Annotated in this window: 23 protein-coding genes; 14 read left to right on the plus strand and 9 right to left on the minus strand. The window is 73.7% G+C overall.

The genetic code is table 11. The annotated features are described in order from the left end of the window. Positions 1-50: 50 nt before the first annotated feature. On the plus strand, positions 51-1,001 hold the full coding sequence (locus IE153_RS00415) for an NADP-dependent oxidoreductase (protein ID WP_189587534.1): 951 nt from the start codon (positions 51-53) through the stop codon (positions 999-1,001). Positions 1,002-1,377: 376 nt separating this feature from the next. On the opposite strand, the gene IE153_RS00420 is transcribed toward IE153_RS00415, so the two are convergent. Both IE153_RS00420 and IE153_RS00425 read right to left on the minus strand, forming a co-directional pair. Continuing rightward, positions 1,378-2,484: an NAD(P)-dependent alcohol dehydrogenase gene (locus IE153_RS00420; RefSeq protein ID WP_189587535.1), complete on the minus strand. Its 1,107-nt coding sequence runs from the start codon at positions 2,482-2,484 to the stop codon at positions 1,378-1,380. Between the two features lie 23 nt (positions 2,485-2,507). Then, positions 2,508-3,962 (minus strand): aldehyde dehydrogenase family protein, encoded by a 1,455-nt coding sequence (locus IE153_RS00425; protein WP_189587536.1) that lies wholly within the window; start codon positions 3,960-3,962, stop codon positions 2,508-2,510. A 103-nt stretch (positions 3,963-4,065) separates the two neighbouring features. Between IE153_RS00425 and IE153_RS00430 the strand changes: the two genes are divergently transcribed. The 4 genes from IE153_RS00430 to IE153_RS00445 all read left to right on the plus strand — a co-directional run bounded on the left by IE153_RS00430 (position 4,066) and on the right by IE153_RS00445 (position 7,086). Beyond that, complete coding sequence (locus IE153_RS00430; RefSeq protein WP_189587537.1) at positions 4,066-4,503, plus strand: MarR family winged helix-turn-helix transcriptional regulator; 438 nt, start codon at positions 4,066-4,068, stop codon at positions 4,501-4,503. 204 nt (positions 4,504-4,707) lie between these two features. Next, positions 4,708-5,085 carry an anti-sigma factor antagonist gene (locus tag IE153_RS00435; protein ID WP_189587538.1) on the plus strand — a complete coding sequence of 126 codons (378 nt, stop codon included), beginning with the start codon at positions 4,708-4,710 and terminating at the stop codon, positions 5,083-5,085. Between the two features lie 103 nt (positions 5,086-5,188). After that, positions 5,189-5,851: a DUF4230 domain-containing protein gene (locus IE153_RS00440; RefSeq protein ID WP_189587539.1), complete on the plus strand. Its 663-nt coding sequence runs from the start codon at positions 5,189-5,191 to the stop codon at positions 5,849-5,851. A 671-nt stretch (positions 5,852-6,522) separates the two neighbouring features. Further along, positions 6,523-7,086, plus strand: coding sequence for a VanZ family protein (locus IE153_RS00445; RefSeq protein WP_189587540.1), 564 nt, complete (start codon positions 6,523-6,525; stop codon positions 7,084-7,086). A 13-nt stretch (positions 7,087-7,099) separates the two neighbouring features. On the opposite strand, the gene IE153_RS00450 is transcribed toward IE153_RS00445, so the two are convergent. Both IE153_RS00450 and IE153_RS00455 read right to left on the minus strand, forming a co-directional pair. Then, entirely contained in the window at positions 7,100-7,336 is a 237-nt protein-coding gene (locus tag IE153_RS00450) for a hypothetical protein (RefSeq protein ID WP_185011447.1), read from the minus strand. Positions 7,337-7,399: 63 nt separating this feature from the next. Beyond that, complete coding sequence (locus IE153_RS00455; RefSeq protein WP_189587541.1) at positions 7,400-8,209, minus strand: SDR family oxidoreductase; 810 nt, start codon at positions 8,207-8,209, stop codon at positions 7,400-7,402. 122 nt (positions 8,210-8,331) lie between these two features. On the opposite strand from IE153_RS00455, the gene IE153_RS00460 reads away from it, so the two are divergent. From IE153_RS00460 to IE153_RS00475, 4 genes are all read left to right on the plus strand, one after another. After that, positions 8,332-9,372 (plus strand): PHP domain-containing protein, encoded by a 1,041-nt coding sequence (locus tag IE153_RS00460; protein WP_189587542.1) that lies wholly within the window; start codon positions 8,332-8,334, stop codon positions 9,370-9,372. 39 nt (positions 9,373-9,411) lie between these two features. Beyond that, entirely contained in the window at positions 9,412-10,077 is a 666-nt protein-coding gene (locus IE153_RS00465; RefSeq protein WP_189587543.1) for an HAD family hydrolase, read from the plus strand. 187 nt (positions 10,078-10,264) lie between these two features. Next, complete coding sequence (locus IE153_RS00470) at positions 10,265-11,425, plus strand: FUSC family protein (RefSeq protein WP_189587544.1); 1,161 nt, start codon at positions 10,265-10,267, stop codon at positions 11,423-11,425. Between the two features lie 209 nt (positions 11,426-11,634). Beyond that, the gene (locus tag IE153_RS00475; RefSeq protein ID WP_189587545.1) at positions 11,635-12,663 is read left to right on the plus strand and encodes an SDR family oxidoreductase; all 1,029 of its coding nucleotides are present in this window, start codon (positions 11,635-11,637) and stop codon (positions 12,661-12,663) included. 125 nt (positions 12,664-12,788) lie between these two features. Here IE153_RS00475 and IE153_RS00480 read toward each other — a convergent pair whose 3' ends face one another. The 4 genes from IE153_RS00480 to IE153_RS00495 all read right to left on the minus strand — a co-directional run bounded on the left by IE153_RS00480 (position 12,789) and on the right by IE153_RS00495 (position 18,714). After that, positions 12,789-13,061, minus strand: coding sequence for a hypothetical protein (locus IE153_RS00480; protein WP_189587546.1), 273 nt, complete (start codon positions 13,059-13,061; stop codon positions 12,789-12,791). Between the two features lie 61 nt (positions 13,062-13,122). After that, the gene (locus IE153_RS00485; protein WP_189587547.1) at positions 13,123-14,412 is read right to left on the minus strand and encodes an ROK family transcriptional regulator; all 1,290 of its coding nucleotides are present in this window, start codon (positions 14,410-14,412) and stop codon (positions 13,123-13,125) included. A gap of 117 nt (positions 14,413-14,529) precedes the next feature. Next, on the minus strand, positions 14,530-15,492 hold the full coding sequence (locus IE153_RS00490) for a phosphotransferase family protein (protein WP_189587548.1): 963 nt from the start codon (positions 15,490-15,492) through the stop codon (positions 14,530-14,532). A 30-nt stretch (positions 15,493-15,522) separates the two neighbouring features. Next, positions 15,523-18,714, minus strand: coding sequence for a bifunctional cytochrome P450/NADPH--P450 reductase (locus IE153_RS00495; RefSeq protein WP_189587549.1), 3,192 nt, complete (start codon positions 18,712-18,714; stop codon positions 15,523-15,525). Positions 18,715-18,866: 152 nt separating this feature from the next. On the opposite strand from IE153_RS00495, the gene IE153_RS00500 reads away from it, so the two are divergent. From IE153_RS00500 to IE153_RS00520, 5 genes are all read left to right on the plus strand, one after another. After that, positions 18,867-19,541 carry a PAS domain S-box protein gene (locus IE153_RS00500; RefSeq protein WP_189587550.1) on the plus strand — a complete coding sequence of 225 codons (675 nt, stop codon included), beginning with the start codon at positions 18,867-18,869 and terminating at the stop codon, positions 19,539-19,541. A 100-nt stretch (positions 19,542-19,641) separates the two neighbouring features. Next, on the plus strand, positions 19,642-20,136 hold the full coding sequence (locus tag IE153_RS00505; protein WP_189587551.1) for an FBP domain-containing protein: 495 nt from the start codon (positions 19,642-19,644) through the stop codon (positions 20,134-20,136). A gap of 110 nt (positions 20,137-20,246) precedes the next feature. Further along, a complete protein-coding gene (locus tag IE153_RS00510; protein ID WP_189587552.1) occupies positions 20,247-21,500 on the plus strand; it encodes an FUSC family protein in 1,254 nt (417 codons plus the stop codon). A 47-nt stretch (positions 21,501-21,547) separates the two neighbouring features. After that, positions 21,548-22,621 (plus strand): hypothetical protein, encoded by a 1,074-nt coding sequence (locus tag IE153_RS00515; RefSeq protein WP_229828581.1) that lies wholly within the window; start codon positions 21,548-21,550, stop codon positions 22,619-22,621. A 179-nt stretch (positions 22,622-22,800) separates the two neighbouring features. Continuing rightward, complete coding sequence (locus IE153_RS00520; RefSeq protein WP_189588510.1) at positions 22,801-23,988, plus strand: lactonase family protein; 1,188 nt, start codon at positions 22,801-22,803, stop codon at positions 23,986-23,988. Here the strand turns inward: IE153_RS00520 and IE153_RS00525 are convergent. Then, positions 23,956-24,684, minus strand: a complete 729-nt coding sequence (locus IE153_RS00525) for a DUF2470 domain-containing protein (RefSeq protein ID WP_189587553.1) — start codon at positions 24,682-24,684, stop codon at positions 23,956-23,958. The two genes, IE153_RS00520 and IE153_RS00525, sit on opposite strands and share 33 nt — an antisense overlap. Positions 24,685-24,709 lie beyond the last annotated feature (25 nt).

Raw genomic sequence — 24,709 nt, forward strand, 5'->3', positions numbered from 1 at the left:
GGCAATCTTGCCATTGGCGGGGTGCGTGCGGACCGGCAGGCTGGTTGACCATGAGCACACAGAACACGATGCGAGCCATCAGCCAGGACGTCCTCGGCGGTCCCGAGGTCTTGAAGGAAGTACAGGTCGAACGCCCGGTGCCGAAGCCGAACGAGGTACTGGTCCGGGTGCGGGCCGCCGGGGTCAACCCGACCGACTGGAAGCACCGCGCGACCGGCGGATTCCTGGGCGAGCCGCCCTTCGTCCTGGGCTGGGACGTCTCCGGGGTGGTGGAGGCGGTCGGCATCGGCGTCGTGGCCTTCGCACCCGGTGACGAGGTCTTCGGCATGCTGCCCTACCCGTACGGGCACGGCTCGCACGCCGAGTACGTCATCGCCCCCGTCCGCGCCCTGACTCGGAAGCCGGCCGGGGTCGACCACACCCAGGCGGGCGCGCTGCCGCTGGTCTCGCTCACCGCCTGGCAGGCGCTGACCGAGCACGCGGACCTCCGGCCCGGGCAGCGGGTGCTGATCCACGCCGCGGCCGGCGGGGTCGGGCACGTGGCGGTGCAGATCGCCAAGGCGCGCGGCGCGTACGTGATCGGCACGGCGAGCGCGGGCAAGCACGAGTTCCTGCGCTCGATCGGCGTCGACGAGACGATCGACTACCGCGAGACGGACGTCACCGAGGCCGTGAAGGACGTCGACGTCGTGCTCGACACGATCGGCGGCGACAACTCCCTGCACTCCCTGCGCGTGCTGCGCCCCGGCGGTGTCCTGGTGTCGATCCTCCCCGGCGGCTCGGACGACCTCTACGAGGAGGCCGAACGGCTCGGCGTGCGGGCCCTGCGGATGCTGGTGGACGCCGACCGCAGCGGCATGGAGGCGATCGCGGACCTGATCGAGACGGGCAAGCTGCGCGCCACGATCGCCGGCACCTTCCCCCTGGCCGAGGCCGCCGAGGCCCACACCCTCGGCGACACGGGCCGCACGACGGGGAAGCTGGTGCTGCTGAACGACTGAGCACGCCCTGGCCGGGCGGGCGAGCCGGCTCGGGCCGCACGCGGGCACGAGCGCCGCGGCCGGTGGGCAGCGGGGGGGGTCCGAATCGGGGCGCCCGGCGGCCGGCCGGGCGCCGGGCAACCGAGGCTGCGGCGCGAGGGGCCCGGCGGTTGGCCGAGCGGCCCCCGGCCGAGGAGGACGACCCGGCTCCACCCGACGAGCGTGAAGGAGCCGGGCGTGAACCGCAGCCGGCATGGCAGGCCTGCCGTGCCCTTCCGCCGAGCAGCCGGCCGTGCACCGGAGCCGTCCCCGGCGGCGGAGCGGCGCGACGCTCGCGCCCTGTCCGATCGCCGGGTAAGACCCGCGGCTCCGGTCTTCCGGTCGGCCGGCGACCGTTTCAGAACCGCAGGACCGGCTTGATCGTCTTGCCGGAGCGCATGTCCTGGACCGCCCGGTCGATGTCCTCGAAGGGGTAGGTGCCGATCAGTCGGTGCAGGGGGAGCCGGCCGTCCTTCACCAGGTGGACCAGGGCCGGGATCATGGTCCGGGTCTCGCTGTCGCCGAGGGTGAGGCCGACGATCCGCTTGCCTCCGAGGAGGCCGTTGACGTCCAGGGCGACCTCGGTGCCGAAGGGCGGGGCGCCGACGACGACCAGGGTGCCGCGGGCGGCGAGCGCGTCGACGCCCTGGCGCAGGACCCCGACGTGGCCCGTGGTCTCCACGACACCGTCCGCGCCCTGGCCGCCCGTGATGCCGGTGAGGGCCGCGGCCAGGTCCTCCCGGCTCGTGTCGACGGTGTGCGTGGCGCCCAGTTCCGTCGCCAGGGAGAGGCGTTCGGCGACCCGGTCGACGGCGACGATCCGCGTGGCCGGGGTGAGCGCCGTCGCCATCACGGCCGACAGACCGACCGCTCCGGCGCCCAGGACGACGACCGTGCTGCCCGTGTCCGGCTTCAGCACGTTCCAGACGGCACCCACACCGGTCTGCACGCCGCAGCCCAGCGGGGCGATCGACTCCAGCGGCACATCCGGGTCGACCTTGACCAGGCTGCGCTCGTCGGCCAGCGCCAGCTCGGCGAAGGAGGACTGGCCGAAGAAGTGGCCTCCCAGGGCCTCGCCGTCCCGGCTGATGGTGTGCGACCCGTCGGCACGGCCGCCGCCGAGCAGGTTCAGCGGCAGCCAGGTCGCGCAGTACGCGGGATGCCCGCCGCGGCAGTTGCGGCAGTCGCCACAGGAGGTGAAGGAGAGCAGGACGTGGTCGCCCGGCGCGACGCCGGTGACGGCGGGGCCGACGGCCTCGACGACGCCCGCGCCCTCGTGGCCGAGGACCCCGGGCAGCGGGAAGGGCAGTCCGCCGCTCGCCACCCCCAGGTCGGTGTGGCACAGGCCGGTGGCGACCATGCGGACCAGCGCCTCGTGCGGGCCGGGCGCGTCGAGGACGACGTCGGAGAGGGTGAAGGGCGCGCCGCCGGACTCGACGACCGCGGCACGGGTGGTGGTGGGCATCGCGATGACTCCTTGACGGTGTCTCAGTCGAGCGAGACGACGACGGACTTGACCTTGGTGTAACCGGCGAGCGCCTCGGGCCCGTACTCGCGGCCGTGGCCGGAGTCCTTCACCCCGCCGAAGGGCACCGCGGGGTCGAGCATCGCCCAGTCGTTGATCCAGACGATGCCGGCCTGGAGCCGGTCGGCGACCCGGTGGGCGCGGGCGAGGTGGCTGGTCTGGATCCCCGAGGCCAGGCCGTACGGCGTGGAGTTGGCGAGGGCGACGGCCTCGTCCTCGTCGTCGAAGGGCTGCACGGTGAGGACCGGCCCGAAGATCTCCTCCTGGATCACCCGGGAGTCGTTCGCCAGGTCGGCGATGACGGTGGGCTTGTAGTAGTAGCCGCCGTCGAGGTCGAGCCGCTCGCCGCCGCAGACGATGCGGGCGCCCTCCATGCGGGCCAGGGCGACGTACTCCTCTACCTTCTTCAGGTGCTTCTCGGCGGCCATCGGGCCGATGACCGTGGCCGGGTCGCGGGGGTCGCCGATGGGCACGCCGGGCACGGCCTCGGCGAGGATGCCGAGCAGGGTCGGATACACCGAGCGGGCCACCAGCAGGCGCGGCCCGCCCATGCAGAACTGGCCGCTGTTGAAGACGAATCCCTTGATGACCGCGCCGACCGCCTTCTCCAGGTCGGCGTCCTCGAAGACGATGTGGGCGGCGTTCCCGCCGAGTTCCATGGTGACGGGCTTCAGCGCCTCTCCGGCGACGCTCGCCACGTGCCGGCCGATCGCGGTGGAGCCGGTGAAGGCGACCTTGTCGACACCCCGGTGCCGCAGCAGCGCCTCCCCCGCCACCGGGCCGCTGCCGGTCACGACGTTGACCACGCCGTCGGGGACGCCGGCCTCCTGGAGCAGCCGGGCCATGTACAGGGCGCTGAGCGGCGTCTCGTCGGCCGGCTTGTGGACGACCGTGTTGCCGGCCGCCAGCGCCGGGGCCAGCTTCGAACCGGCCAGGATCAGCGGGAAGTTGAACGGGGTGATCGCGGCGACCACGCCCAGGGGCTCGCGCTTGGTGTAGGCGAGGGCGTTCATGGGGAGGTCGCGCAGGGCGCCGTCCTGGCTCTGGGCGAGATGGGCGTAGTACTCGTAGTCGTTGGCCGCGTTGGTGACGTCGACCGCGCCGCACAGAGTGATCGGCTTGCCGACGTCGAGGCTCTCCAGTGCGGCGAGCTCGTCGGCGTTCTCCCGGATGAGCTGGGCGACGCGCTGCAGCACCCGGCCGCGCTCGCGGCCGCTCAGGCCGGACCACGCCCCGTCGTCGAAGGCCTCGCGGGCGGCGCGTACGGCCGCGTCGACGTCGGCGGGGCCCGCCTCGGCGACGGTGGCGACGGCCCTGCCCCGGGAGGGGTCGATCACCTCGGTGCGTGCCCCGTCGGCGGCTTCGCGCCATCGGCCCCCGATGAACAGCTGCCCGGGTGTGCTCTCGAAGGTGGTCATCGCCACTCCTCAGCGTAGTCGCCAAGATTTCAATAAACAGGTTTCCTGTCTGTGCGCAGTCTCTTTACGGACAGGAATCCTGTCAATGGTCTAGCCTGCCTCCATGCTCGACACACAGGTGACCAAGGCGCCCCCGTCCCTGCTCTACATGGTCAAGCAGGTGGAGCTCGTGGTGCGCTCCCATCTGGACGAGCTGGTCAGACCCTCGGGGATCACCGCGCTTCAGTACACGGCGCTGACCGTGCTGGAACGGCATGACGGACTGTCCGCGGCCCAGCTGGCGCGCGACTCCTTCGTCACCGCCCAGTCCATCGCGGACCTGGTCCGCTCCCTGGAGGGCCGCGGACTCGTACGCCGGGAGCGCAACCCCCGCAACCGCCGGGAGCTGCTGATCCTGCTCACCGGATCCGGCCGCGAGCTGCTGGCCCGGCACGCCGGGCCCGTCAGGGAGCTGGAGGAGCGAATGGTGCGCGACCTCACCGCGCACCAGACCGAGCAGTTCCGCCAGGCGCTCACCAAGGCCTGGCACGCCCTGTCGTAACCCGGCCGGACCTCCGTGAGCGCCCCCGGAATCACGCCCGCGCACGCCCCGGCGTGAACCTCGGCCAACTCGGCCGGAATTCAAAGACATATGTCAATCGAACATGCTCAAATTCACTCGTTGGAGGGTAACTTGCACAGCGGGGACCGGTGTTGAGGCCGTCGCCCCTCCCCACGCACGGAGCAGGCTGGAGGCGATCTCGTCGTGCGGCAGGAACCTGCACCGCTCACCCGGCATCTGCGCGTCCGCCAGGAACGGGGACACACGGTGCTGGAGTTCCGCGGCGAGATCGACCTCGCCGCGGCCTCGGAGATCACCCCGCACCTGGACCGGGAGACCGGCCGCCCCGCCGCCCGGATCGTGCTCGACCTGAGCCGGATCGACTTCTTCGACTGCTCCGGCCTGCGGCTGCTGTACCGGGCCCGCAGCCGGGTGCTCGACCGGCGGGGCCAGGTGCTCCTCGTCTGTGCGCACCCGTTGACGCTGCGCGTCCTGCGGATCACCGGCCTGTCCCGGCTGCTGCCTCCGCAGCCGACGCTGGACGCCGCCCTGGAGCAGCCCGAGGCGACGTCCCGCCCCTGACGGGTGCGCCCCGCGTGCTTCCGCCGGAGTCGTCCCGTCCTCAACTCGACGGTCTGGCAGGGGGTCTGGTGGGCATCCGGACAGTAGGAAGGAGGGCCGTCGCATGACGACTCCCGTCAAGCGCCTCCCCAGGCGCATGCCCGGCTGGGCGAAGGTGGTGGCCGCGCTCGTGCTGGTGCTGGTCGTGTTCTTCGCCGGGCTCCGGCTGAGCGTGCTCCCGGGCCTGAAGGACCTGTTCGGCACCGAGACGCACGACCGGTCCGGTCCCGCGCTGCTGAAGTCCGTCCAGGACATCAGCCGCTACGACGCCGCCTCCGGCAACTTCCAGGTCGTCGTGGATCTGGAGAAGGACGCCAAGCTCCTGCCCGACGCGATCCGCGGCACCCGCACCCTGTACGTCGGTGCCGGCACCGTCGACGCCTACGTCGACCTGGGCAAGGTCGGCAAGAACGACGTGAAGGTCAACGGCGACCGCACGTCCGCCACGCTCCGGCTGCCCCACGCGCAGCTGGGCAAGCCCGCCCTCGACCCCGACCGCTCCTACGCGGTCTCCAAGCAGCGCGGTCTCTTCGACCGCCTCGGCGACCTCTTCTCGGACAACCCCAACGGTGAGCAGGCCGTGCAGAAGCTCGCGGTGCGGCACATCGGCGACGCGGCGAAGGAGAGCGAGCTGACCGCGCGCGCCGAGTCGAACACCACCGGCATGCTCGAAGGCCTGCTGCGCTCCCTCGGCTTCAAGGAGGTGCGTGTCTCGTACGGGAGCTGATCAGTTCCCGAGGACCCCGGGCAGGGCCAGTCCCCCCGCAGCGTGGTGCCCACCAGGAGCCAGGCGACGTGGTCCCCGGCGTGCCCGGATTGCAGGCGCCGTAGCGGCAGGGCCCGGGGCGGCGAGGAGGCGGGGGCGGGTGACGGCCACGGCCGCGAGGGCGAGCGCCGGCGAGGCCGTGCAGGACGCCGAGCGGGGTCCGGTGCACGGCGGTGTACACCGGGCCGCCGGTCCCGGCGTCCTGCACGGCGTGGGCCGCGGCGGCGGCGAAGCGCGAGCGCTCCGAAGAAGGCGGCGCCCGCACCGACGGCGAGTTCGAGCGGGTCGACGGTGCTGACGAACACCAGCCGCAGTGCGGCGAGCGCGGCCCACCACAGCGGTACTTCGGCCACGGCGAGGAGCGTCGCAGGCCTGTTCACACGCCACGTCCGCGGGCATGGGTCGACGGGGCGGTCATCCAAGCACCGCCCCGGCCGCGGGACGCGGCGGGGCCGCTCCCGGCGGCTCCCTGCCGGGAGTGGCCCCGCGGATCGCGGGCAAACCGAGGATGGGCACGGTCCTCGGCGACACCGCCGGGGACCGTGGCCGGGAATCACCCCCCACGGCATCGTCGGCCTGCCGGGGGGTAACCGCCCTGTCACGCAGGGGCATGAAGACTTGGAGGACTCCCCATGGCCAGTGCAGCCTCACGTCCCCGGACCACCGGGTCCGGGAGCGAGCGACGCCCGCTCCCGTTGCCCGTCCGGCTGCTGGCGATGCTGTGCGCGTTCACGTTCATGGTGGCCTTCGCCGTGGTGCTGGCCCGGCTGACCCTGCAGCCCTCACCCGCCTCGGAGGCGCTGACCCACAGCAATCTCCAGCCGGGCAGTTCCCTGAAGGCCTACCTCGACCAGCCCGAACTGCGGGACGCCTTCAAGCAGATCGGCGGCAACATCCTGCTGGGCATTCCCTTCGGCGTCCTCGTGCCCGTGGTCGCCCCCCGCACCCGCGGCATCCTGCGCGTGCTGCTCCTGACCGCGATCGTGATGCTCCTGGTGGAGTTCGCCCAGGGCGCCCTGGTCACCGGCCGCGCCTTCGACATCGACGACGTCATCCTCAACACGACGGGCGCACTCATCGGTTACCTGCTCCTGGGGCGTCGCCTCAGCAGGGCCGTGCACGCGCGCAAGCCGCGCCCGGACCGGGTGGCGGGGAAGCCGTCGGCGGAGAAGAAGCCGTCGGCGGGCAAGGCCTAGGGAACGGCAGGTCCTAGTGCACGGTCCAGGTGAACTTGTCGCCGCCCACCCAGCGGACCACGTCCGGGTCGTCCATGTCGTGCACGGTGATCCCGAACGCGGCCGCGGCCGCCAGCACGTCGGTGACGGCCCGGGCCTCCCCGACCACCTGGCCGTCGATCTGCACGATCCGGAACGGCGGTGTGGCCGGCTGTACCCCGAGCACCAGGATCCGCGGGTGGGATATGTACGGGCTCGCGCTTTCGGTCATGCATCGAGCGTAGAACGCAACCGGCGGCGGCGCGGGTCCAGCACGCCCGCCGGGCCGACCCGCTCAGGGGCGGCGCCAGTCGTGACCGGTCAGATGTGAACCGGCCTGCGGGCCCATCCGGAGCATGCCGCCGTCGACGCTCCAGGACGCGCCGGTGACGTACGAGGCGTCCGGGCCGGCGAGGAAGGCGATGACGGCGGCGACCTCGCGGGCGTCGCCGGGCCGGCCGAGCGGGATGCCCGGGCGGCTCTCGGTGTGCGGGTCGGTGTCCTCCTGCCCGGTCATGGGCGTGGAGATCTCCCCCGGGGCTACGGCGTTGACGGTGATGCGGTGCTCGGCCAGTTCGAGCGCCATGACCTGGGTGAGCTGCCCGAGCCCGCCCTTGGCGGCGCAGTAGGGCGCGGCGCCCACCCGCGGCTCGTGCTCGTGGACGGAGGTGACGTTGATGATCCGGCCGCCCTCGCCGTGCCCGATCATGTGCCGGGCCGCCTTCTGCCCGCACAGGAACGGCCCCACGAGATCGACGTCGAGGACCTCGCGCACGTCGGACAGCTCCAGGTCGAGGAAGGGCGTCATGGTGCCGGTCCCGGCGTTGTTGACCAGCACGTCGATGCGGCCGAGCCGTTCGCACAGGTCGTCGACGGTGTCGGCGGCGTCGGGCAGCCGGGTGAGGTCCATCCGGGCGACCTCGGCCCGCCGTCCGTGCGCGCGCACCTCGCCGGCCGTCTCCTCCGCGCCCTTGCGGTCACTGTGATAGGTGATGCCGACGTCCATGCCCGCCTGCGCCAGGCGCACGGCGGTGGCGCGGCCGATGCCGGAGTCGGCGCCGGTGATCACGGCGACCTTGCTGGGTGACGCGCTGGGGGCGGACATGACGAGCCTCCTCGTCGACGGGCCGGGACGAGGCATCGCAGTACCCGGGGGGATACCGGGCAAACCGCGCGCCCGTCGTGCGGCCTCCCGGGCGCTGGGGAACCCTTGAGGGGGAGGTGGCGATGGACCCCGTCGAGGCACTGGACCGGATCGCCTTCCTGCTGGAGCGGTCCCTGGCACCGACCTACCGCGTGCGCGCCTTCCGTACGGCGGCGCGCGTACTGAAGGACCTGGGCGGGGACGAGGTGCGCCGGCGGGCGGCGGACGGGTCGCTGGAGAAGCTCAAGGGGGTCGGCCCGAAGACGGCGCAGGTGGTGCGGGAGGCGCTGGCCGGCCAGGTGCCCGGCTATCTGGACAAGCTGGAGGGCGAGGCGCACGAGCAGCCGGCCGTGCGGGGCGGGGAGAAGCTCCGGGCGCTGCTGCGCGGGGACTGCCATCTGCACTCCGACTGGTCGGACGGGGGCAGCCCGATCGAGGAGATGGGCCGGGCCGCCGCGGAGCTGGGCCACGAGTGGGCGGCGCTGACCGACCACTCGCCGAGGCTGACGGTGGCCCGCGGGCTGTCGCCCGAACGGCTGCGGGAGCAGCTGGACGTGGTGGCGGAGCTGAACGGGACCTGGGCGCCGTTCCGGCTGCTGACCGGAATCGAGTGCGACATCCTCGAGGACGGCACCCTCGACCAGGAGCCGGAGCTGCTGGACCGGCTCGACGTGGTGGTGGTGTCGGTGCACTCCAAGCTGCGTATGGACGCCCGGTCGATGACCCGGCGGATGGTGACCGCCGTACGCGATCCGCACTCGGACGTGCTCGGGCACTGCACGGGGCGGCTGGTGACCGGGCGGGGGCGGCCGGAGTCGGAGTTCGACGCGGACGAGGTGTTCGCCGCCCTCGCCGAGACGGGCACGGCCCTGGAGATCAACAGCAGGCCGGAGCGGCTGGACCCGCCGCGGCGGCTGCTGCGCCGGGCCGTGGACGCCGGGGTGCTGTTCTCGATCGACACCGACGCGCACGCGCCCGGGCAGCTGGACTGGCAGATCAACGGGTGCGCGCGGGCGGAGGAGTGCGGGGTGCCGCCGGAGCGGGTGGTGACCACGTGGTCCCTCGACGAGCTCTTGGCCTGGACCCGTGAGCGGCGCGTGCCGTCCGGCGTGGCGGGCGGCTGACGTGGTACCCGCGCTGCCGTAGAGGAAAGGACTGCACCTATGGGAAGCGCTGGACGGGCGGCCGTGTTCGACGTCGACGGCACGCTGGTCGACACCAATCATCTGCATGTCGTGGCCTGGTGGGAGGCCTTCCGGCAGGCGGGTCACGACGTGCCGATGCACGCCATTCACCGGGCCGTGGGCCTGCCGTCGACCGACCTGGTCGCCCATCTGCTGGGCGAGGACCGGGACACGGACCAGGACGCCGACATCAGTGCCGGGCACAAGGCGCTGTACGGGCAGTACTTCAACCGGCTGCCCGCACTGCCGGGGGCCGGGGACCTGCTGCGGCGGCTGCACCGGGACGGCTGGACGGTGGTGCTGGCCACCTCGGCGGGCGGCGCGGAGCTCGGCGCGCTGCGCCGGGCCATCGACGCGGACGAGGCCATCAGCGCCACGGCGAGCGCCGACGACGTCGACGAGGGCAAGCCGGCCCCCGAGCCGGTGGAGCACGCCCTGGAGCTGGCCGGGGTGCCGGCGGAGCGGGCGGTGTTCGTCGGCGACACCGTGTGGGACATGCGCGCGGGCAGCAGGGCCGGGGTGCGCTGCCTGGGCGTCCTGTGCGGTGGCATCCCGCGCGCCGATCTGGAGGAGGCCGGCGCGGACGCGATCTACGCCGACCCCGCGCACCTGCTGTCGGCCCTCGACGACGGCGCGCCGGCATGAAAGAACGTGAAAGCGCCGGTCAGGCGGATACCCGCAGCGCATGACGCGTGTGACGAGTGCGGTACGGCGGAGGGCGGGAGCCTTCTACGGGCGGAGGAACATGAAGGCGGACACGGGGGCGGCCTCGGACGCGCGGTCCCACGGAGCATCCACGGAGCAGGGCCGGATCGGGAATCCGGACCGAGAAATGCGACGCGTACGGCCGGTGGATGCCGTGCGCCGGGACTCGCGGTCGGCGCTGGAGGCCGTACGGGCGGCGTGGCGCGGTCCCGGGCGGGAGCGGGACCTGGTCGTCCAGTCGCTGAAGGCGGCCGGGGCGGCCGTGCTCGCCTGGCTGGTGGGCGGCGTCTGGATGGGCGATCCACTGGCCCTGATGGCGCCCTGGGTGGCGCTGGTGCTGGTGCAGGCCACGGTCTTCAGCTCCCTGGTGCAGGGGGCGCGGCAGTTCGGGGCGATCTGCGTCGGCACGCTGGTGGCCTCGGGGGCACAGGCGATCACCGACGACACGACCGGCGCGCTCGCCCTGTCGGTACCGGTGCTGATGCTGCTCGCGAACTGGCCCCGCTTCGGTGACCAGGGCATCTACGCGGCGACGACGGCCCTGTTCACCATCTCCTCGGGCATGGTGAGCCTGTCGGCCGTCGGGCACCGCGTGGAGCAGGCCGCGATCGGCGCCGTCATCGGCGTCGCCGTCAACGCGCTCGTCCTGCCCCCGATCCACCTGCGGGACGTACGGGAGAACCTGGCGGCCCTCGCCCGGGAGGCGGGAGAGGTGCTGCACACCGTCGCCGGTGATCTGCGCGAGGGCGAGTGGGACGCGCAGACCGCGGCCGGCTGGGTCAGTGCCTCGAACCGGCTGGACCACCGTCTGAAGGCGTTGCGCTCGGCGCGCCGGTGGAGTCAGGAGAGCCTGCGCCTGACCTACGCCCCGCTGCGTGCCCTGCACCGCGTGCCGCACGACGGTGTCCTGCCGGCGGTGGACGAGGACGAGCGGCTCAGCCGGGTCACCGGGCACGTCGCCACGCTGACCCGGGCGCTCGCGGTGTCGGTGGACGACAAGCGGACGCCCGCCCCGCCCGAGGGCCCGGCGCTGCTCTCGTACGCGCGTCTGCTGGAGCTGATCGGGGACGCCCTGTGCGCGGAGGCCGACAGTCTGCTCGAGGGCAGTGTGACCGCCCGGCCGGACGACGAGACAGAGAAGGCCATGCAGGAACTGCACGAGGAGTTGCAGGACGGGCTGCGCCGGCACGCCGGGGAGGGGGCCGCCCACACCGCCGTCCTGGGCACCCTGCTCCTCCAGGCGGAGAACCTCTGGGCCGAGACCGCCCCGGGCGACGAGGAGCAGTGACGCGCCTCACCGGGCAGGTGGGCCGCGCGCGGAACACCCCGATGTGGTTACCCGTTGAACAAGACGTGGGTCCGGACAGGACCCGCCCCTGAACCGCCCCGGCCGTGATTCCCCCGTCCGGCCGGGGCTTCCCTCTGCCCACATGCAAGACGCGCCACCCGGGTACTCGGTCACCTCTCGCGGAACCACGCGGCCGAGAGGAGCGCAAGGTGAGCAGCGCAACGGGCATGAGGGTCGTCGTCACGGGCGCCACCGGCAACGTCGGAACCAGCGTGGTGCGCCGGTTGTCGGAGGACCCGGAGGTCTCTTCCGTGCTGGGCCTTGCCCGGCGGATCCCCGACTGGTCGCCCCCGAAGACGGACTGGGCCGCCGTCGATCTGGCCTCCGAGCGGTCCGATCTGGTGGAGCGGTTCACGGACGCCGACGCGGTGGTCCATCTGGCCTGGGCGTTCCAGCCGACGCACGACCCGGCCGCGACCTGGCGCACGAACGTCCTCGGCAGCATGCGCGTCCTCGATGCGGTGGCCACCGCGGGCGTGCCGGCGCTGGTGCACGCCTCGTCGGTCGGCGCGTACTCCCCCGGCCCGAAGGACGAGGCCGTGGACGAGTCCTGGCCGACGCACGGCTGGCCGGACGCCGCGTACTGCCGTGAGAAGGCCTATCTGGAGCGGGCGCTGGACACGTTCGAGCGCGACCACCCCGAGACGCGGGTGGTGCGGATGCGGCCCGCCTTCCTCTTTCAGCGGGAATCGGCGAGCGAGCAGCGCCGCATCTTCGGCGGCCGGTTCCTGCCCGGCCCGCTGGCCCGCCCGGAGTTGCTGCCCTTCCTGCCCGACGTTCCCGGGCTGCGGGTGCAGGCGCTGCACACGGACGACGCGGCGAACGCGTATCGGCTGGCGCTGCGCTCCGACGTCCGGGGCGCCTTCAACCTGGCGGCCGACCCGCCGGTCGACGCGCGGCTGCTGGGCGAGATGTTCGACGCGCGTCCGGTGCGGCTGCCCCGCACGGCGGCCCGGTCGGCGATCGCCGCCGCCTGGGGCCTGCATCTGCTGCCCGCCTCCCCGCACCTGTTCGACGCGGTGCTGCGGCTGCCGCTGATGGACTGCACGCGTGCCCGCACGGAACTGGGCTGGCGGCCGGAGCACACGGCGCCCGAGGTGCTGGAGGAGTTCCTGCTGGGCCTGAAGCAGGGGGCGGGGGCGCCCACGGAGCCGATGCGGGGACGCAAGGTGGGCTGATCCGGGCGGTCTGCGGATTCCCCAGGTATTCCGGGCGGCCTGAGGGATTTTCCAGGTGTCAAGACATGCCCGAGGGCCGCAGCCGACCCCCACAGCCGGCTGCGGCCCTCGGTGGGATGCCCTCCTCAGGCGGAGGGCTCGTCAGGCACCGGGTGCTCGGTCTGAACCGTCCCCGAGCGCGGTGCTCCCTGCCGGCCCGTCCCCGCTTCGTCCGTGTCGGGGACGTCGCCGGCGGGCTCGTCGGGCTCGTCGTCGCGGTGTGTGCCGTCCTCGCCGGTGCCCGTGAAGCGCGGGGCGACCTCCCACGGGTCCTCGCCGTCGTCGGCCTGCTGGTCCGGCATGTCCCGCGGGATGGGTTCACCGTTCTCGCCGGGTCCTTCGAGGCGGTGGTCGGTCACGGCGTGCTCCCTTCTGTGGTCCGGGCGCCACGCGAGTACCTCCACGGTGATCGGCGAAACCTCAGCGCGGCGTCCGCTCCTGAAGCGCCGTGCGCCAGGCCGGGACCGGGTACTCCGGTGCCGGGTCGGAGCGCCGTCCGCCGCGGGCGAAGAAGTCGGCGAGCGGCAGGATCGCGGCGCCGACCGTGACCGCGTCGGGCCCGAGCCGGCCGAGGTCGACGCTCACCTTCCCGGCCGGGTGGCGCAGTGCGTACGACATGGCGTGGCGGCGTACGGCGGGCAGGAAGCGGGAGCCGAGCGCCAGCCCCGCCCAGCCGCCGATGAGGATGCGCTCCGGCTGGAAGAGGTTGATCAGGTCGGACAGACCCGCCCCGAGGTACTCGGCGGTCTCCTCCAGGACGGCCAGCGCGACGGGGTCGGCGGCAGCGCCCTCGGAGGGGTAGGCCGCGGCGAGCATCGTGGTGAGGGCGGTCTCCTCATCGGTGCCGTCAGGGACGCGTCCGCCCTCCTCCCGCCAGCGGGCGAGCAGCGACTCGGCGCCCGCGTACGCCTCCAGACAGCCGAGCGCCCCGCACCGGCAGCGGCGGCCCCGCACGCGTACGGTCAGGTGCCCCCACTCGACCGCGCGGCCCTGCTCCACGTCGGGGGTGACGAGGCTGGCGCCGACGCCGGAGCCGAACAGCACCACGACGGCGTTGCGGGCGCCGCGTCCGGCGCCGAACCACATCTCGGCCTGGCCCAGCGTCTTGGCGCCGTTGTCGATGAAGTACGGGACGGTGTCCGGCAGCGGGGAACCGGCGCGCAGCAGCGCCTCCAGCGGGACGGCGTCCCAGCCGATGGTCTGCCCGTGCACGAGCGCGCCGCGGTCTCCGGTGCGCTCGACGATGCCGGGGACGCCGATGCCGACGCCGAGGAGCCGCTCGGGCGCGAGGCCGGCGGTGTCCAGCACCTCGGCGATGCCGTGGCGGATGTGGTCGACGATGGCCTCGACCTCGTACCGCTGCGGGGACAGCGGGCGCTCGACGCGGGCGAGTTCGGTGAGGGTGAGGTCGAAGAGCTCGACGCGGACCCGGGTCTCGCCGACGTCGACGCCGATCATGTGGCCGCTGCCGGGCGCGACCCGCAGCAGGGTGCGCGGGCGGCCCCCGTCGGAGTCGACGCTGCCGGCCTCCTCGACGAGCCCGTCGGCGACGAGATCCGCGACGACGTTGCTGACGGAACCGGAGCTCAGGCCGGTCGCCGGTCCGAGTTCGAAGCGGCTGAGCGGGCCGTCGAAGTAGAGCCTCTGCAGCACGGCCGTGCGGTTGGCCCGCCGGAGATCGCGTACCGTGCGCCCGTTCCGCGCCGCCATGTGACTCCCCTCGCATCCCCTGTCCGACCTGCAACATACCGTCGGGGCCGGGCGCGGCGCGACATTCCTCCACCCCTTATTTCACGATGTGAGCTAACAGGCGGCCGAGCGGGCGGGTCAGGCGGCCTCCGCGATCTCGTCCAGGGCCGCGACGAGCTCCGGGGCGACCCTCTTCTGCACCCAGCGCCGCTGCTCCTCGCCGGCCTCGCGGGGAACCGTCTCGGTGAGCATGATCAGGTACAGGTAGGCGCGGTAGAGCGCGAGGCGCAGCCGGGCTGCGGTGTCGAAGCGGGCTCGTCCCCCGGCCTCCCGGTAGCCCGCGAGGAACTCCTCGTCCTTCCTGATGTCGCCGAGGAGCGCGAGGGAGACGAAGTCGGCCAGGGGGTCGCCCCAGAACATGCGCTCCCCGTCGATGAGGCCTCCGATCCGCGCCTCTCCGCCCGTGCGGTCGACGAGGATGTTGCCCCGCCACAGGTCGAAGTGGACGAGACAGGGGTCGGTGACCTCGTCGAGGGCGCCGTACGCGGACGCGGCGGTACGGGCCACCTCGTCGACGGGACGGGGCAGCCGGGCCCCGTAGCGCCGGGCGTCGTCGAGAACGGCGTCGAACATCGCCGTGAACGCGGTGCGCCAGTCGGCGGCGAGTGGGCCGAGGGCGCCGGAGGGGTAGCCGAAGCCAGGGCCCGTCACCCGGTGCAGGCGGGCCACCTGGCGTCCCAGTTCCGCGCGCAGGGTCATCTGCTCCGTGTCGGTGAGCGTGCCGTCCCACGGCTCGCCCGGGACGGCCGTCATCAGCAGGAAGTCGTCCCCCGCGGACACCTCGTGGGGTGCGGGGACCGCGACCCTCGCGGCCGAGCGGTAGAACTCGGCCTCCGAGACGAGCAGCCGCTTCTCGTGCCGCAGCCCGGGGACGGCCGCGGCGGGCGGGACCTTCAGCACGTAGCGGCCGCCGTCGGTGAGGCGGAGCTCCTCGACGGTGTTGTACGTGCCGCCGGCCAGCGGGGCGAGGTGGGCGAGGCGGCCGGGGTCCAGGCCCGCCGCCGCCAGGACGTGCCGGGCCCGTTCCCAGGAGTCCACCACCGTGTGCCCACCCCTCCCCTGCCGTTTCGGTCAGCCGGCCGCGTACACGTCCTCGACGTAACGCCCGTCCGCGATCAGGCCGTCGAGCCACTGCTCGGCGGTGACCTCGTCCGTGCCGTCGACGGCCTGCGTGTGCTTGCGGAACAGCGTACGGAACGCCTCCCGCACCCCGGGCGCCATTCGGGAACCGTCTCCGCAGACGTACACCCGCGCCCCGGCGTCCAGCAGGGCCCACACCTCTGCCGCCTCGGCGGCGATCCGGTGCTGCACGAACCGCACCTCGCCCTCGGGGGTCTCGCTGAAGGCGGGGCGAAGGGACACGGCACCGGCGGCCTCGGCGGCGCGCAGTTCCTCGGCGTGCAGGAAGTCCGCGTCGGGGGCGTCGCAGCCGAAGTAGCACAGGGCCGGGGCGAGTTCGGTGCCCGCCGCGACGGCCGCCGTGCGGTCGGCGACGACGCCGCGGAACGGCGCGAGGCCGGTGCCCGCCGCGACCATGACGACCGGCGCCGAGTCGGTGGTGACGTCGATGCGGAAGGCGTCCCGGCAGGGCTGCACGCGTGCGTACACGGTGTCGCCGGGCTCGACGGTGGTGAGGTGGCCGGAGCCGGTGCCCCGGTAGACGCCCCGGCCGGAGCGGGCGGGTGCCTCCAGCAGCGAGACCATCAGGTCCACGTGGCCCGGATCGACGGCGGGCGAGGAGGAGACGGAGTAGTGGCGCGGGCGCAGCGGGGTGAGGAGGTCGAGGAGCCGCGGCCAGTCCAGGGCGCCGCGCAGGGCCGGGTGGTCCTCCAGGATCTCCACGAGGGTGCGCGGGTCGTCGCCGAGGGCGGCCAGGGCCGCTCGCTCCGGCGGGCACGGGTTGGCGGCGGCGAGCGCGGCCAGCTGCCCGGCGCTCGGGCGCTCCTGCAGCTCCACGTGGTGGGTGAGGAGCTGCCGTACCGTCACGGGCCGGTCCACGGCGATGCCGTCGCGGCGCGGGCGGGTGGCGCGGATGTCCAGGACCGTGTCGAGGTCGACGCCGAGCGCGGTGGCGGCGCGCGTGACGAGGTCCGGGGCGTTGGCGGGGAGCACGGTGAGGTGGTCGGCGGTGCGGTAGGTGACGCCGTCCGGCAGCGCGACGCGGACGAACCGCTTGCGGCGCGCGTAGCCGGGCGCGGTGAGGTCGCGGGCTTCGGTGACGCGCATGGGGACGAGTCCGTGCCGTTCGGCGAGCGCGTCCAGCGGCCCGCCGGTCACGGTGCGGACCTCGTAGGCGGTGGCGGGCTCGGGCTCCGGGGTGGTGGCGTCCGGGTCGCCGAAGCGCTCCAGGAGGGCGCCGCGCAGGGAGGCCGTGAAGGCGCGGACGGTGCCGGTGAGGTCGCCGGAGGCGTCGGCCGCGGCACGCTCCAGCAGGCGGCCGGCGCCGGACGCGGCGAGCCGCTCGTCGATGCGGGTGGGGACGTGCTGGTAGGTGGCGGCCCAGTTGCGGTCGCCGACGCCGAGGACGGCGTACGTCACGCCGGACAGGTCGTGGGTCTCCTCCAGCCGGGCGGCGAAGGCGGTGGAGTCGTCGGTGGGGCGGCCGTTGTAGGAGGCGGCGGTGATGACGACGGGCCGGTCGGTGGGCAGGCCGTCCGCGTAGGCGTCGAGCGGGGCCACCTCCGTGTCGCAGCCGATCGCGGCGGCCTCGTCGGCGAGCTGCGCCGCGACGTCGCGGCAGGTGCCGTAGTTGCTGCCGTGCAGGAAGAGCGCGGCCGTGCCGGGGCGGACGCGGGAAGGGAGGTCCTGCGGCTCGGCCGACTCCGAGTCCTGGGCCGGGGCGGCACCGGGCAGCGGCGTGTGGACGCGGTCGGCGGCGGTGCGCGGCGCGAGCGCGAGGGTGAAGCCCTCGGGCTTGAGGGTGAGGGTCTCCTTGACCGTGAGCCGGTAGTCGGCGTGGTCGCTCAGCCGGTAGCGGTGGACGAGCATGGCCAGCAGCATGGTCGCCTCGTGCAGCGCGAACTGCCGTCCGATGCAGGCGCGCTCGCCGGTGCCGAACGGTTTGAAGGCGTGCACCGGGCGCTCCGCCTCGGCCTCGGCCGTGAAGCGGGAGGGGTCGAACAGCTCGGGGTTGTCGCCCCACACGGACTGCCGGTGCAGCATCGGGGTGAGGACCAGGGCGGACTGCCCGGCGCGCAGCGGGATGCGCCCGCCGAGCAGGGTGTCCTCGCGGGCCTGCCGGGAGAAGACGGCGGCCGTGGGCCACAGGCGCAGGGCCTCGTTGAGGACCTGGCGGGTGTAGGTCAGCCTGCCGACCTCGTCGTAGGTCGGCTCGGGGTCGGCCGCGTCGCCCCACAGCTCGTCGACCTCGCGCTGCACCAGTTGGAGGGCCGTGGGGTGCTTGGCGAGGTAGTACAGCGCGAAGGACATCGCGCCGGAGGTGGTCTCGTGGCCGGCGATCAGGAACGTGATGACCTGGTTGCGGATGTTGGCGGTGTCGAGCGTGGTGCCGTCGGCCGGGTGCTCGGCGGTGAGCATCAGGCCGAGGAGGTCGTCGGCGTCGCTCTGGTCGGTGCCGGTGCGCGCGGCGATGACGTCGTCGACGACGCGGGCCAGGTAGGCGGAGTCGTCGCGGAAGGCCGCGTCCTGCGCCGCGTAGTCCTGGCCCGGGACGCGCGCCAGGCGGGTCATGCTCCACTCCAGGCAGCGGACCATCGACTCGACGAAGGGGTGCGGCTCGGCCCGCTCGAAGGAGCCGAAGTCGTAGCCGAAACCGGCGAGTCCGATGGTGTCGAGCGTCATGCGGGTCATGTCGTCGGGCACGTTCACCGGCTGCCCGGCGCGGGCGTCGCGGTCCCAGGACGCGATGAGCCGGCGGGCCACCTTCAGCATCACCGGGTGGTAGGTGCGCATCGAGCCCAGCGCGAAGGCGGGCATCAGGATGTCGTGCGCCTTGGCCCAGTTGGGCTCGTCGTTGTACGCGGTGAACAGGCCGTCGGCGGCGAACTCGCGGACGTTCTCCAGACCGGGCCCGATGTGCTTGGCGAACCGCTGCTCGTCCGCGAGGTCGGCCACGAGGTCCAGGTCGCCCACGAACAGGGTGTCCCGCCCGTACAGCCGCCGCACGAACACGGGCCCGTGCTCGCGCATCAGGTCCATGGCCTGCTGGATGGGCGCGCCGCCGGGTCCGGTGGCGGTGATGTCGGCGACGGGGACCCCGGGGAGGGTGTCGGCGGTCAGGGGAGGCTGTCCGGTGGGGGGCATGACGCGGCAACTGCCTTTCGCGGTACGGAAGTACTGTGCTCCAGCGTGATCCACCGCGCCCGGGAGGCGGTGCCGCGGCCCTACATGATTGTGTAGTGCGAGCAGATGCGCCGCTCTTGCGCGGGAGTGGCCCGGCGTGGCAGGAGAGGCTCGTGGACCTGGCCCGGCAGGAGGCCGTGACGTGGCGCAACCGCGCCCTGCTGCTGTTCGACCGGGTCGCGATGCCGGTCGCGGTGTGCGACGTGTACGGGGCGGTGCTGCTGGCCAATCCGGCGATGGCCGCGGAGTGCGGTACGACGCCGGGGCGGCTGCGCGGCCGTGACGTGCTGGACCTGTTCAGCCCGCGGGAGGCCACGCAGGTGGAGCGCATCGCCGAGGCCCTGCGGCTGCGCCACCGCTCGCGCTACCAGGTGTCGGTGCGCTGGCGGGCCCCCGGCGGTGTGGAGCGCCACGGCGAGCTGACGGCGGACCCGGTCAGCGACTCGGCGCAGGACACCCCGGCCCTGCTGGTGATGCTCCGGGTGGATGCCGAACCGGCCCCCTCCCCCACCGCACCCGCCGGACAGGCCCGGGTCACACCGATGGAGGCCCGCGTCCTGGCCCTGCTGGCCGCCGGCGCCACCACGGCCCGGGCCGCCCGCGAGACGGCTCTCACCACGGACGGCGTCACCTACCACCTGCGCCGGCTGTCGTCCCGCTGGGGCGCGTCCAACCGCACGGAACTGGTGGCCCGGGCCTACGCGCTCGGGGTGCTCAGGGCCGGGGTCTGGCCGCCGGAGGTCTCGGAGGTCCGGCATGACCGGGAGACCCCGGACGACGAGGCCTGAGGGAAATCCGCTGGCCCCTCGCGTCACGGCTGTCTAATCTGACCTGACCCCGAAAACCTAGGACCCCTAGGTTTCGTGACGATCACTCTCAGGAGCCCCCGTGCAACCGCTCACCGAGCAGGACATCCGCGCCTCCTTCATCAACTGCTCCAAGGGCGAGGCCAAGCGCCTGGCCGTGCCCCGGGACCTCGGCGAGCGCCCCTGGGGCGATCTCGACTTCCTCGGGTGGCGGGACCCGGGGGCGCCCGACCGGAGCTATCTGGTGACCGAGCGGGCAGGGCGGCTCGTCGGCGTGTCGATGCGGTTCCAGGCCGCGCAGCGCGGGTTCCTGCACCGCAGCATGTGTTCGCTGTGCCTGACGACGCACCCGCGGGGCGGGGTCGCACTGATGACGGCACGGAAGGCGGGGGCGGCCGGGCGCGAGGGCAACTCCGTCGGGGCGTACATGTGCACCGACCTCGCCTGCTCCCTGTACATCCGCGGGAAGAAAGCGCTCGAGGCCGGGTCCCGGTTCGAGGAGAGCCTCACCGTGGAGGAGCAGATCGAGCGCACCGCGGGCCATCTGGCCGCCTTCCTCGACAAGGTGTACGCCTGATCCCTTCGGTCGCCCGTGGTTTGCCCCGGCGCTAACGTCCTTCATGAGCGTCCTTCATGGATGTGTTCGACGGATGCGTTCGATGCGCCGGGAAGGGGAACAGCCCGAGGATGCGAGAGGTACGTGAGTGGACGGCGCACGCCGAGCGGATCGTGAGGAAGCGTCGTGATCCCGTGGTCGTCCAGACGCTGCGGTCCGCGACCGCGGCGACGATCGCGTACGTCATCGCACTGCGCCTGAGCCCCGAGCCGGCGCCTCTCACCGCTCCCCTGACGGCGCTGCTGGTCGTCCAGGTGACGCTGTACGCCACGATCACCAACGGCTTCCGGCGGGTGAACGCCGTGGTGACCGGCGTCCTCGTCGCCATCGCGTTCAGCCTGCTGGTGGGTCTGACCTGGTGGAGCCTCGCACTGCTCCTGCTGGCCTCGCTGGTCGTGGGGCGGCTGGTCCGGGTGGAGGAGTACGTACCGGAGGTCGCGATCAGCGCGATGCTGGTCCTCGGCGTGACCAGCGTCGGGGACTACGCGTGGGCCCGGGTGGTGGAGACGCTGATCGGCGCGGTCGTCGGGCTCGCCTGCAACCTGCTGCTGGCCCCGCCGGTGTGGGTGGAGGAGGCGGGCGAGTCGATCGAGGACCTGGCGCGCCGCCTGCGGCAGTTGATGCTGCGCATGGGCGAGGAGGCGGCCGGCGGCACGCCCGTGGACCGCGCGGAGAGGCAGCTGCACGAGGCGCGCCGGCTGGACCACGACATCGTCGAGGTGGACGCGGCCCTGCGGCAGGCCGAGGACAGTCTGCGGCTCAACCCGCGCGTGCAGGACAGCGTGCTGCACCGGGTGGTGATGCGCACCGGCCTGGACACGCTGGAGATCTGCACGGTCGTCCTGCGGGTGCTCGCCCGGTCCCTCACCGACCTCGCGAAGCAGCGGGAACCCGAGCCGCTGTTCGAGGCCGAGACGGGCGCCGTTCTGGAGCAGCTGCTGTCCGAGATCGCGGACGCCGTGGTGAGCTTCGCGGTGCTGGTCACCACCCATCTCAGCGCGAGCGCCGAGTCGGCGGAGGAGCGGCTCGCCGCGGAACTGCGCACCGCCGCGGGCACCCGCGACAAGCTGAATCTGCTGCTGCGCGAGGAGGCCGAGCGCGACCCCGAGTACTGGCAGCTGCCGGGAGCCGTCCTGACCGAGGTCAACCGCATCCTCGACGAGCTCGACACCGAGCACCGCACCCGGCGCCTGTTCGAGGAGCTGGACCGCGTCTCGCGCGAGCAGCGCGCCCGGATGCCCCGTCTGACGCGGCTGCGGGAACGGCTGGGCGTCACGGAGCAGATGTGGCGGAACCGCGCGGGGTTCGACGGGCGTTCTCGCTGACGGGGGACGCCGGCAGGGGGCCGGCCCCGGATGCGAGGAGCGGGCCGATGGCCGACACGACCGTGCGGATCGACGGGAACACACTGCGGCTGCCGGGCGGGGTGGCCGTGCGGTTCATCCGCACCCTGCGCCTGCCGGAGACCGGCACCCATCCGCTGCCGCCGGGCCTCGGGGAGTTCCCGGTGCGCCGGGTCGCCGACTACGCGGACCGGGTTCCCGAGGCGTGGCGGGCGCGCGGCGGTGTGATGCTGCCGGTGTATCTGCGCGAGGCGATGTGGCTGAGCTTCGCGGGCACCTCGGAGCCCGCCGCGCTCCAGGTCGGCGTCGGCAAGGTGTGCGCGGTCTCGGGCCGGCCCTGGAGCGACCGCCCGGCCCGCGGCCCGCAGAACTATGTGGTGCTCCCCCGCCAGCCCTGGCTGGACGGCATCAACTCCGGCACGGGCACGGTCCGGCAGTTCGTCGCCGTCCCGCTCGGCCTGGGCGCCACGGTCGAGGGGCAGGTCACGGGCGAGGAGGTGTGGGGCGGCGTGCAGCTGCAGTCCTTCGCGCTGAACGACCGGGTACTGGCGCGGTGGCGTGAGGAGGAGCAGCGGCGGCAGGTGCCCCCGGCGCCCGCGCCGCCGGGCGGCTACGGCGCCGCGATGCCGGCCGCGTTCGGCAGCCCTGCCGCCGGTGGGTACGGTGCGCCCGCCGCCGGAGGATACGGCGCCGCGATGCCGATGGCGGCGCCGTCAGCGCCGGGCGCCGTCCCGGCACCGGCCGCGACCGGTGCGGCCCCGCCGGCCCCCGGAGCCGCGCCCGCGGCACCGGCGAGTGCTCCGCGCGCGGCCGCCGCCATGGGTCTCGGCGTCGGCGGCTCCATGCGGCAGGAGGTCTACCAGGACGACAGGCCGCTCTCGGACTGGTCGCGGCAGCCGGCGGGCCGGGTCTTCGTGCACCTGGTGACGCCGCCGGAGTGGCGCCGCATCACCGGCGAGGCCGCACCTCCGTCTCCGGTGGACCGGGCCGCCTACACGAGGGCGGGCCTGCCCTGGTTCGACTACTACGACGAGGAGGCGGAGGACCTGGCCCCCACGGACACGCTCCGGTCCGTGAAGCCGGTCGAGGACGGGGACTGGTAATCGCCCCGGGGCGGGTCGCGGTCGGGGAGGACCGCCCCGGGGATGTCGCGGACGGGGACGGTCGGGCCCGCCACGACGGACGGCACCGCGCGCAACGCCCCTGCCGTGGTTGCACGCGGGGGCCGGGAAACGCCAGGGTGGCTGTCACGACGGGGACGAGTGACGACCTGAGGGGCGACATGGACAGTGGTGGCTGGAGCAGGCGCCGATTCGTCGGCGCACTGGCGGGCGGGACCGCAGTGGCGGCGCTGCCGGCCTGTGACAACACGCCCGCGCCCGCCACGACTCCGAGCACGGCTCCGGAGCCGAGCACGTCACGGGAGGCTCGCCGCCCCTCCGGGCCCCGCCCGCTGTACCTCGGCACCTACACGTCCGTCGAGGGCGGCGGCAAGGGCATCGGCCTGGCCACGTACGACACGGCGACGGGCCGGATCACCGGCGCCGGCACGATCCCCGGCGTCGGCGACCCGTCGTACCTCGCGATCCACCCGGACCGCGGCACGCTGTACGCGGTGGACGAGCGCGACGACGGCGCGGTGACCGCCGTCCGGCTGTCCGACCGGAAGGTGCTGGGCAGCCGGAGTACCGGCGGGGCGGCGCCCTGTCATCTGTCGGTGCATCCGGGCGGGCGCTGGCTGCTCAGCGCGAACTACGGCACGGGCAGTGTGGCTGTGCACCCCATCGACGCCTCGGGCGCTCTCGGCGAGCGCACCGACCTCGTCCGGCACACCAGCCCGCCGCCCGGCCCCGGCCAGGAGGGCCCGCACGCCCACCAGTTCGTCACGAGCCCGGACGGGGGCCATGTCCTCGCCGTCGATCTGGGCACGGACACCGTCTACACCTACCGGCTGGACGAGAAGGCGGGAACGCTCACCGAGGTCGCGCAGGCGCACACCCGGCCGGGCGCGGGCCCGCGCCACCTCACGTTCCACCCGGACGGCCGGTACGCCTACCTCGCCAACGAGGCCGACAACACCGTCGCGGTCTGCTCGTACGACAAGGCCTCCGGCCGCGTGACCGTCGGCGCGGCGCAGTCCACGGGCACCGGTTCCGGCACGAGCTACCCGGCGCAGATCCTGGTGACCGCCGACGGCCGCCACGCCTATCTCGCCAACCGCGGCCACAACAGCCTCACCCGCTACGCCGTCGAGGCGGACGGCGCCCGGCTCCGGCTGCTCGACACGGTGCCGGTGGGCGGGGACTTCCCCCGGCAGATCGCCTTCTCGCCGGAGGGCACGCTGCTGTTCGCGGCGAACCAGAAGTCCTCCACCGTCACCGTCTTCCACGTGGACGAGGCGAACGGCGAACTGCGGCGCGCAGGAGAATCGTTCCCCTCACCCGTCGCCGTCTGTGCGCTGCCGCTGTAGGGCCCGCGGGCACGACGCGGCGGTGGCCTGGCCGAGCAGGATGTGCATGCGTTCGGTGAGCTGTGCGACGTCGTCCGCGGGGGCGTGGAAGGCGAGGCGTACGTCGCCGTGGGTGCGGGCCCGTTCGATGCGCAGCGTCAGTCCGTGCCGGTCGACGGCGAGCGGCTGGACGCGGACCGCGCCGTGCAGGCTGTCGGAGTCGACGAGCCGGGTGAGCCGCTCGACGGCGTCGGCGTGGCAGTCGGCGAGATGGGTCAGCAGCCGGGCCTCGGCCGTGGTGAGCGGGTCGGGTGCGGCGGCGGCGAACTCGTCGAGGTCGACGACCACGGAGCCGGACGGCTGCCGCAGCACGACCCGCGTGGGCGTGAAGGCGAGCCGCTCCCCCTCGACGGCGAACCAGCCCGCGAGCCACAGCCGGGAGCGGATCCGGTTGCGGAGCGGGACGGGCGCGACGTCGGCGAACTCCAGCACGGCGGACGGCTCACCGCGGGGCGCGCAGATGGCGGCCGCGAGCAGGGCGCTGTCCTCCGGCACCTCGACGAGCACCCGGCCGTCGTCGCCCACGGTGTGCGCGCCGACCAGCTCCTCCCGCGCGCCCTCCGCGGTCACGGAGCAGGACCACGCGGCGGCGAGCACCGAGCGCGCCCGCTCCGCCGCGGCGGGAGCCGCCGTCCAGCTGTGGCTGTCGTCACCCATCCCAGACCTCCTTAGGTAAGCCTCA

Source organism: Streptomyces massasporeus (assembly GCF_014648995.1).
Taxonomy (GTDB): Bacteria; Actinomycetota; Actinomycetes; order Streptomycetales; family Streptomycetaceae; genus Streptomyces; species Streptomyces massasporeus.

What these genes read in the sequence shown, in the direction of transcription:
- IE153_RS00415 (WP_189587534.1), top strand. Translation starts at nt 51, where the DNA reads ATGAGCACACAGAACACGATGCGAGCCATCAGCCAGGACGTCCTCGGC.
- IE153_RS00420 (WP_189587535.1), bottom strand. Translation starts at nt 2,484, where the DNA reads ATGCCCACCACCACCCGTGCCGCGGTCGTCGAGTCCGGCGGCGCGCCC.
- IE153_RS00425 (WP_189587536.1), bottom strand. Translation starts at nt 3,962, where the DNA reads ATGACCACCTTCGAGAGCACACCCGGGCAGCTGTTCATCGGGGGCCGA.
- IE153_RS00430 (WP_189587537.1), top strand. Translation starts at nt 4,066, where the DNA reads ATGCTCGACACACAGGTGACCAAGGCGCCCCCGTCCCTGCTCTACATG.
- IE153_RS00440 (WP_189587539.1), top strand. Translation starts at nt 5,189, where the DNA reads ATGACGACTCCCGTCAAGCGCCTCCCCAGGCGCATGCCCGGCTGGGCG.
- IE153_RS00445 (WP_189587540.1), top strand. Translation starts at nt 6,523, where the DNA reads ATGGCCAGTGCAGCCTCACGTCCCCGGACCACCGGGTCCGGGAGCGAG.
- IE153_RS00450 (WP_185011447.1), bottom strand. Translation starts at nt 7,336, where the DNA reads ATGACCGAAAGCGCGAGCCCGTACATATCCCACCCGCGGATCCTGGTG.
- IE153_RS00455 (WP_189587541.1), bottom strand. Translation starts at nt 8,209, where the DNA reads ATGTCCGCCCCCAGCGCGTCACCCAGCAAGGTCGCCGTGATCACCGGC.
- IE153_RS00460 (WP_189587542.1), top strand. Translation starts at nt 8,332, where the DNA reads ATGGACCCCGTCGAGGCACTGGACCGGATCGCCTTCCTGCTGGAGCGG.
- IE153_RS00465 (WP_189587543.1), top strand. Translation starts at nt 9,412, where the DNA reads ATGGGAAGCGCTGGACGGGCGGCCGTGTTCGACGTCGACGGCACGCTG.
- IE153_RS00470 (WP_189587544.1), top strand. Translation starts at nt 10,265, where the DNA reads ATGCGACGCGTACGGCCGGTGGATGCCGTGCGCCGGGACTCGCGGTCG.
- IE153_RS00485 (WP_189587547.1), bottom strand. Translation starts at nt 14,412, where the DNA reads ATGGCGGCGCGGAACGGGCGCACGGTACGCGATCTCCGGCGGGCCAAC.
- IE153_RS00495 (WP_189587549.1), bottom strand. Translation starts at nt 18,714, where the DNA reads ATGCCCCCCACCGGACAGCCTCCCCTGACCGCCGACACCCTCCCCGGG.
- IE153_RS00510 (WP_189587552.1), top strand. Translation starts at nt 20,247, where the DNA reads ATGCGAGAGGTACGTGAGTGGACGGCGCACGCCGAGCGGATCGTGAGG.
- IE153_RS00515 (WP_229828581.1), top strand. Translation starts at nt 21,548, where the DNA reads ATGGCCGACACGACCGTGCGGATCGACGGGAACACACTGCGGCTGCCG.
- IE153_RS00520 (WP_189588510.1), top strand. Translation starts at nt 22,801, where the DNA reads ATGGACAGTGGTGGCTGGAGCAGGCGCCGATTCGTCGGCGCACTGGCG.
- IE153_RS00525 (WP_189587553.1), bottom strand. Translation starts at nt 24,684, where the DNA reads ATGGGTGACGACAGCCACAGCTGGACGGCGGCTCCCGCCGCGGCGGAG.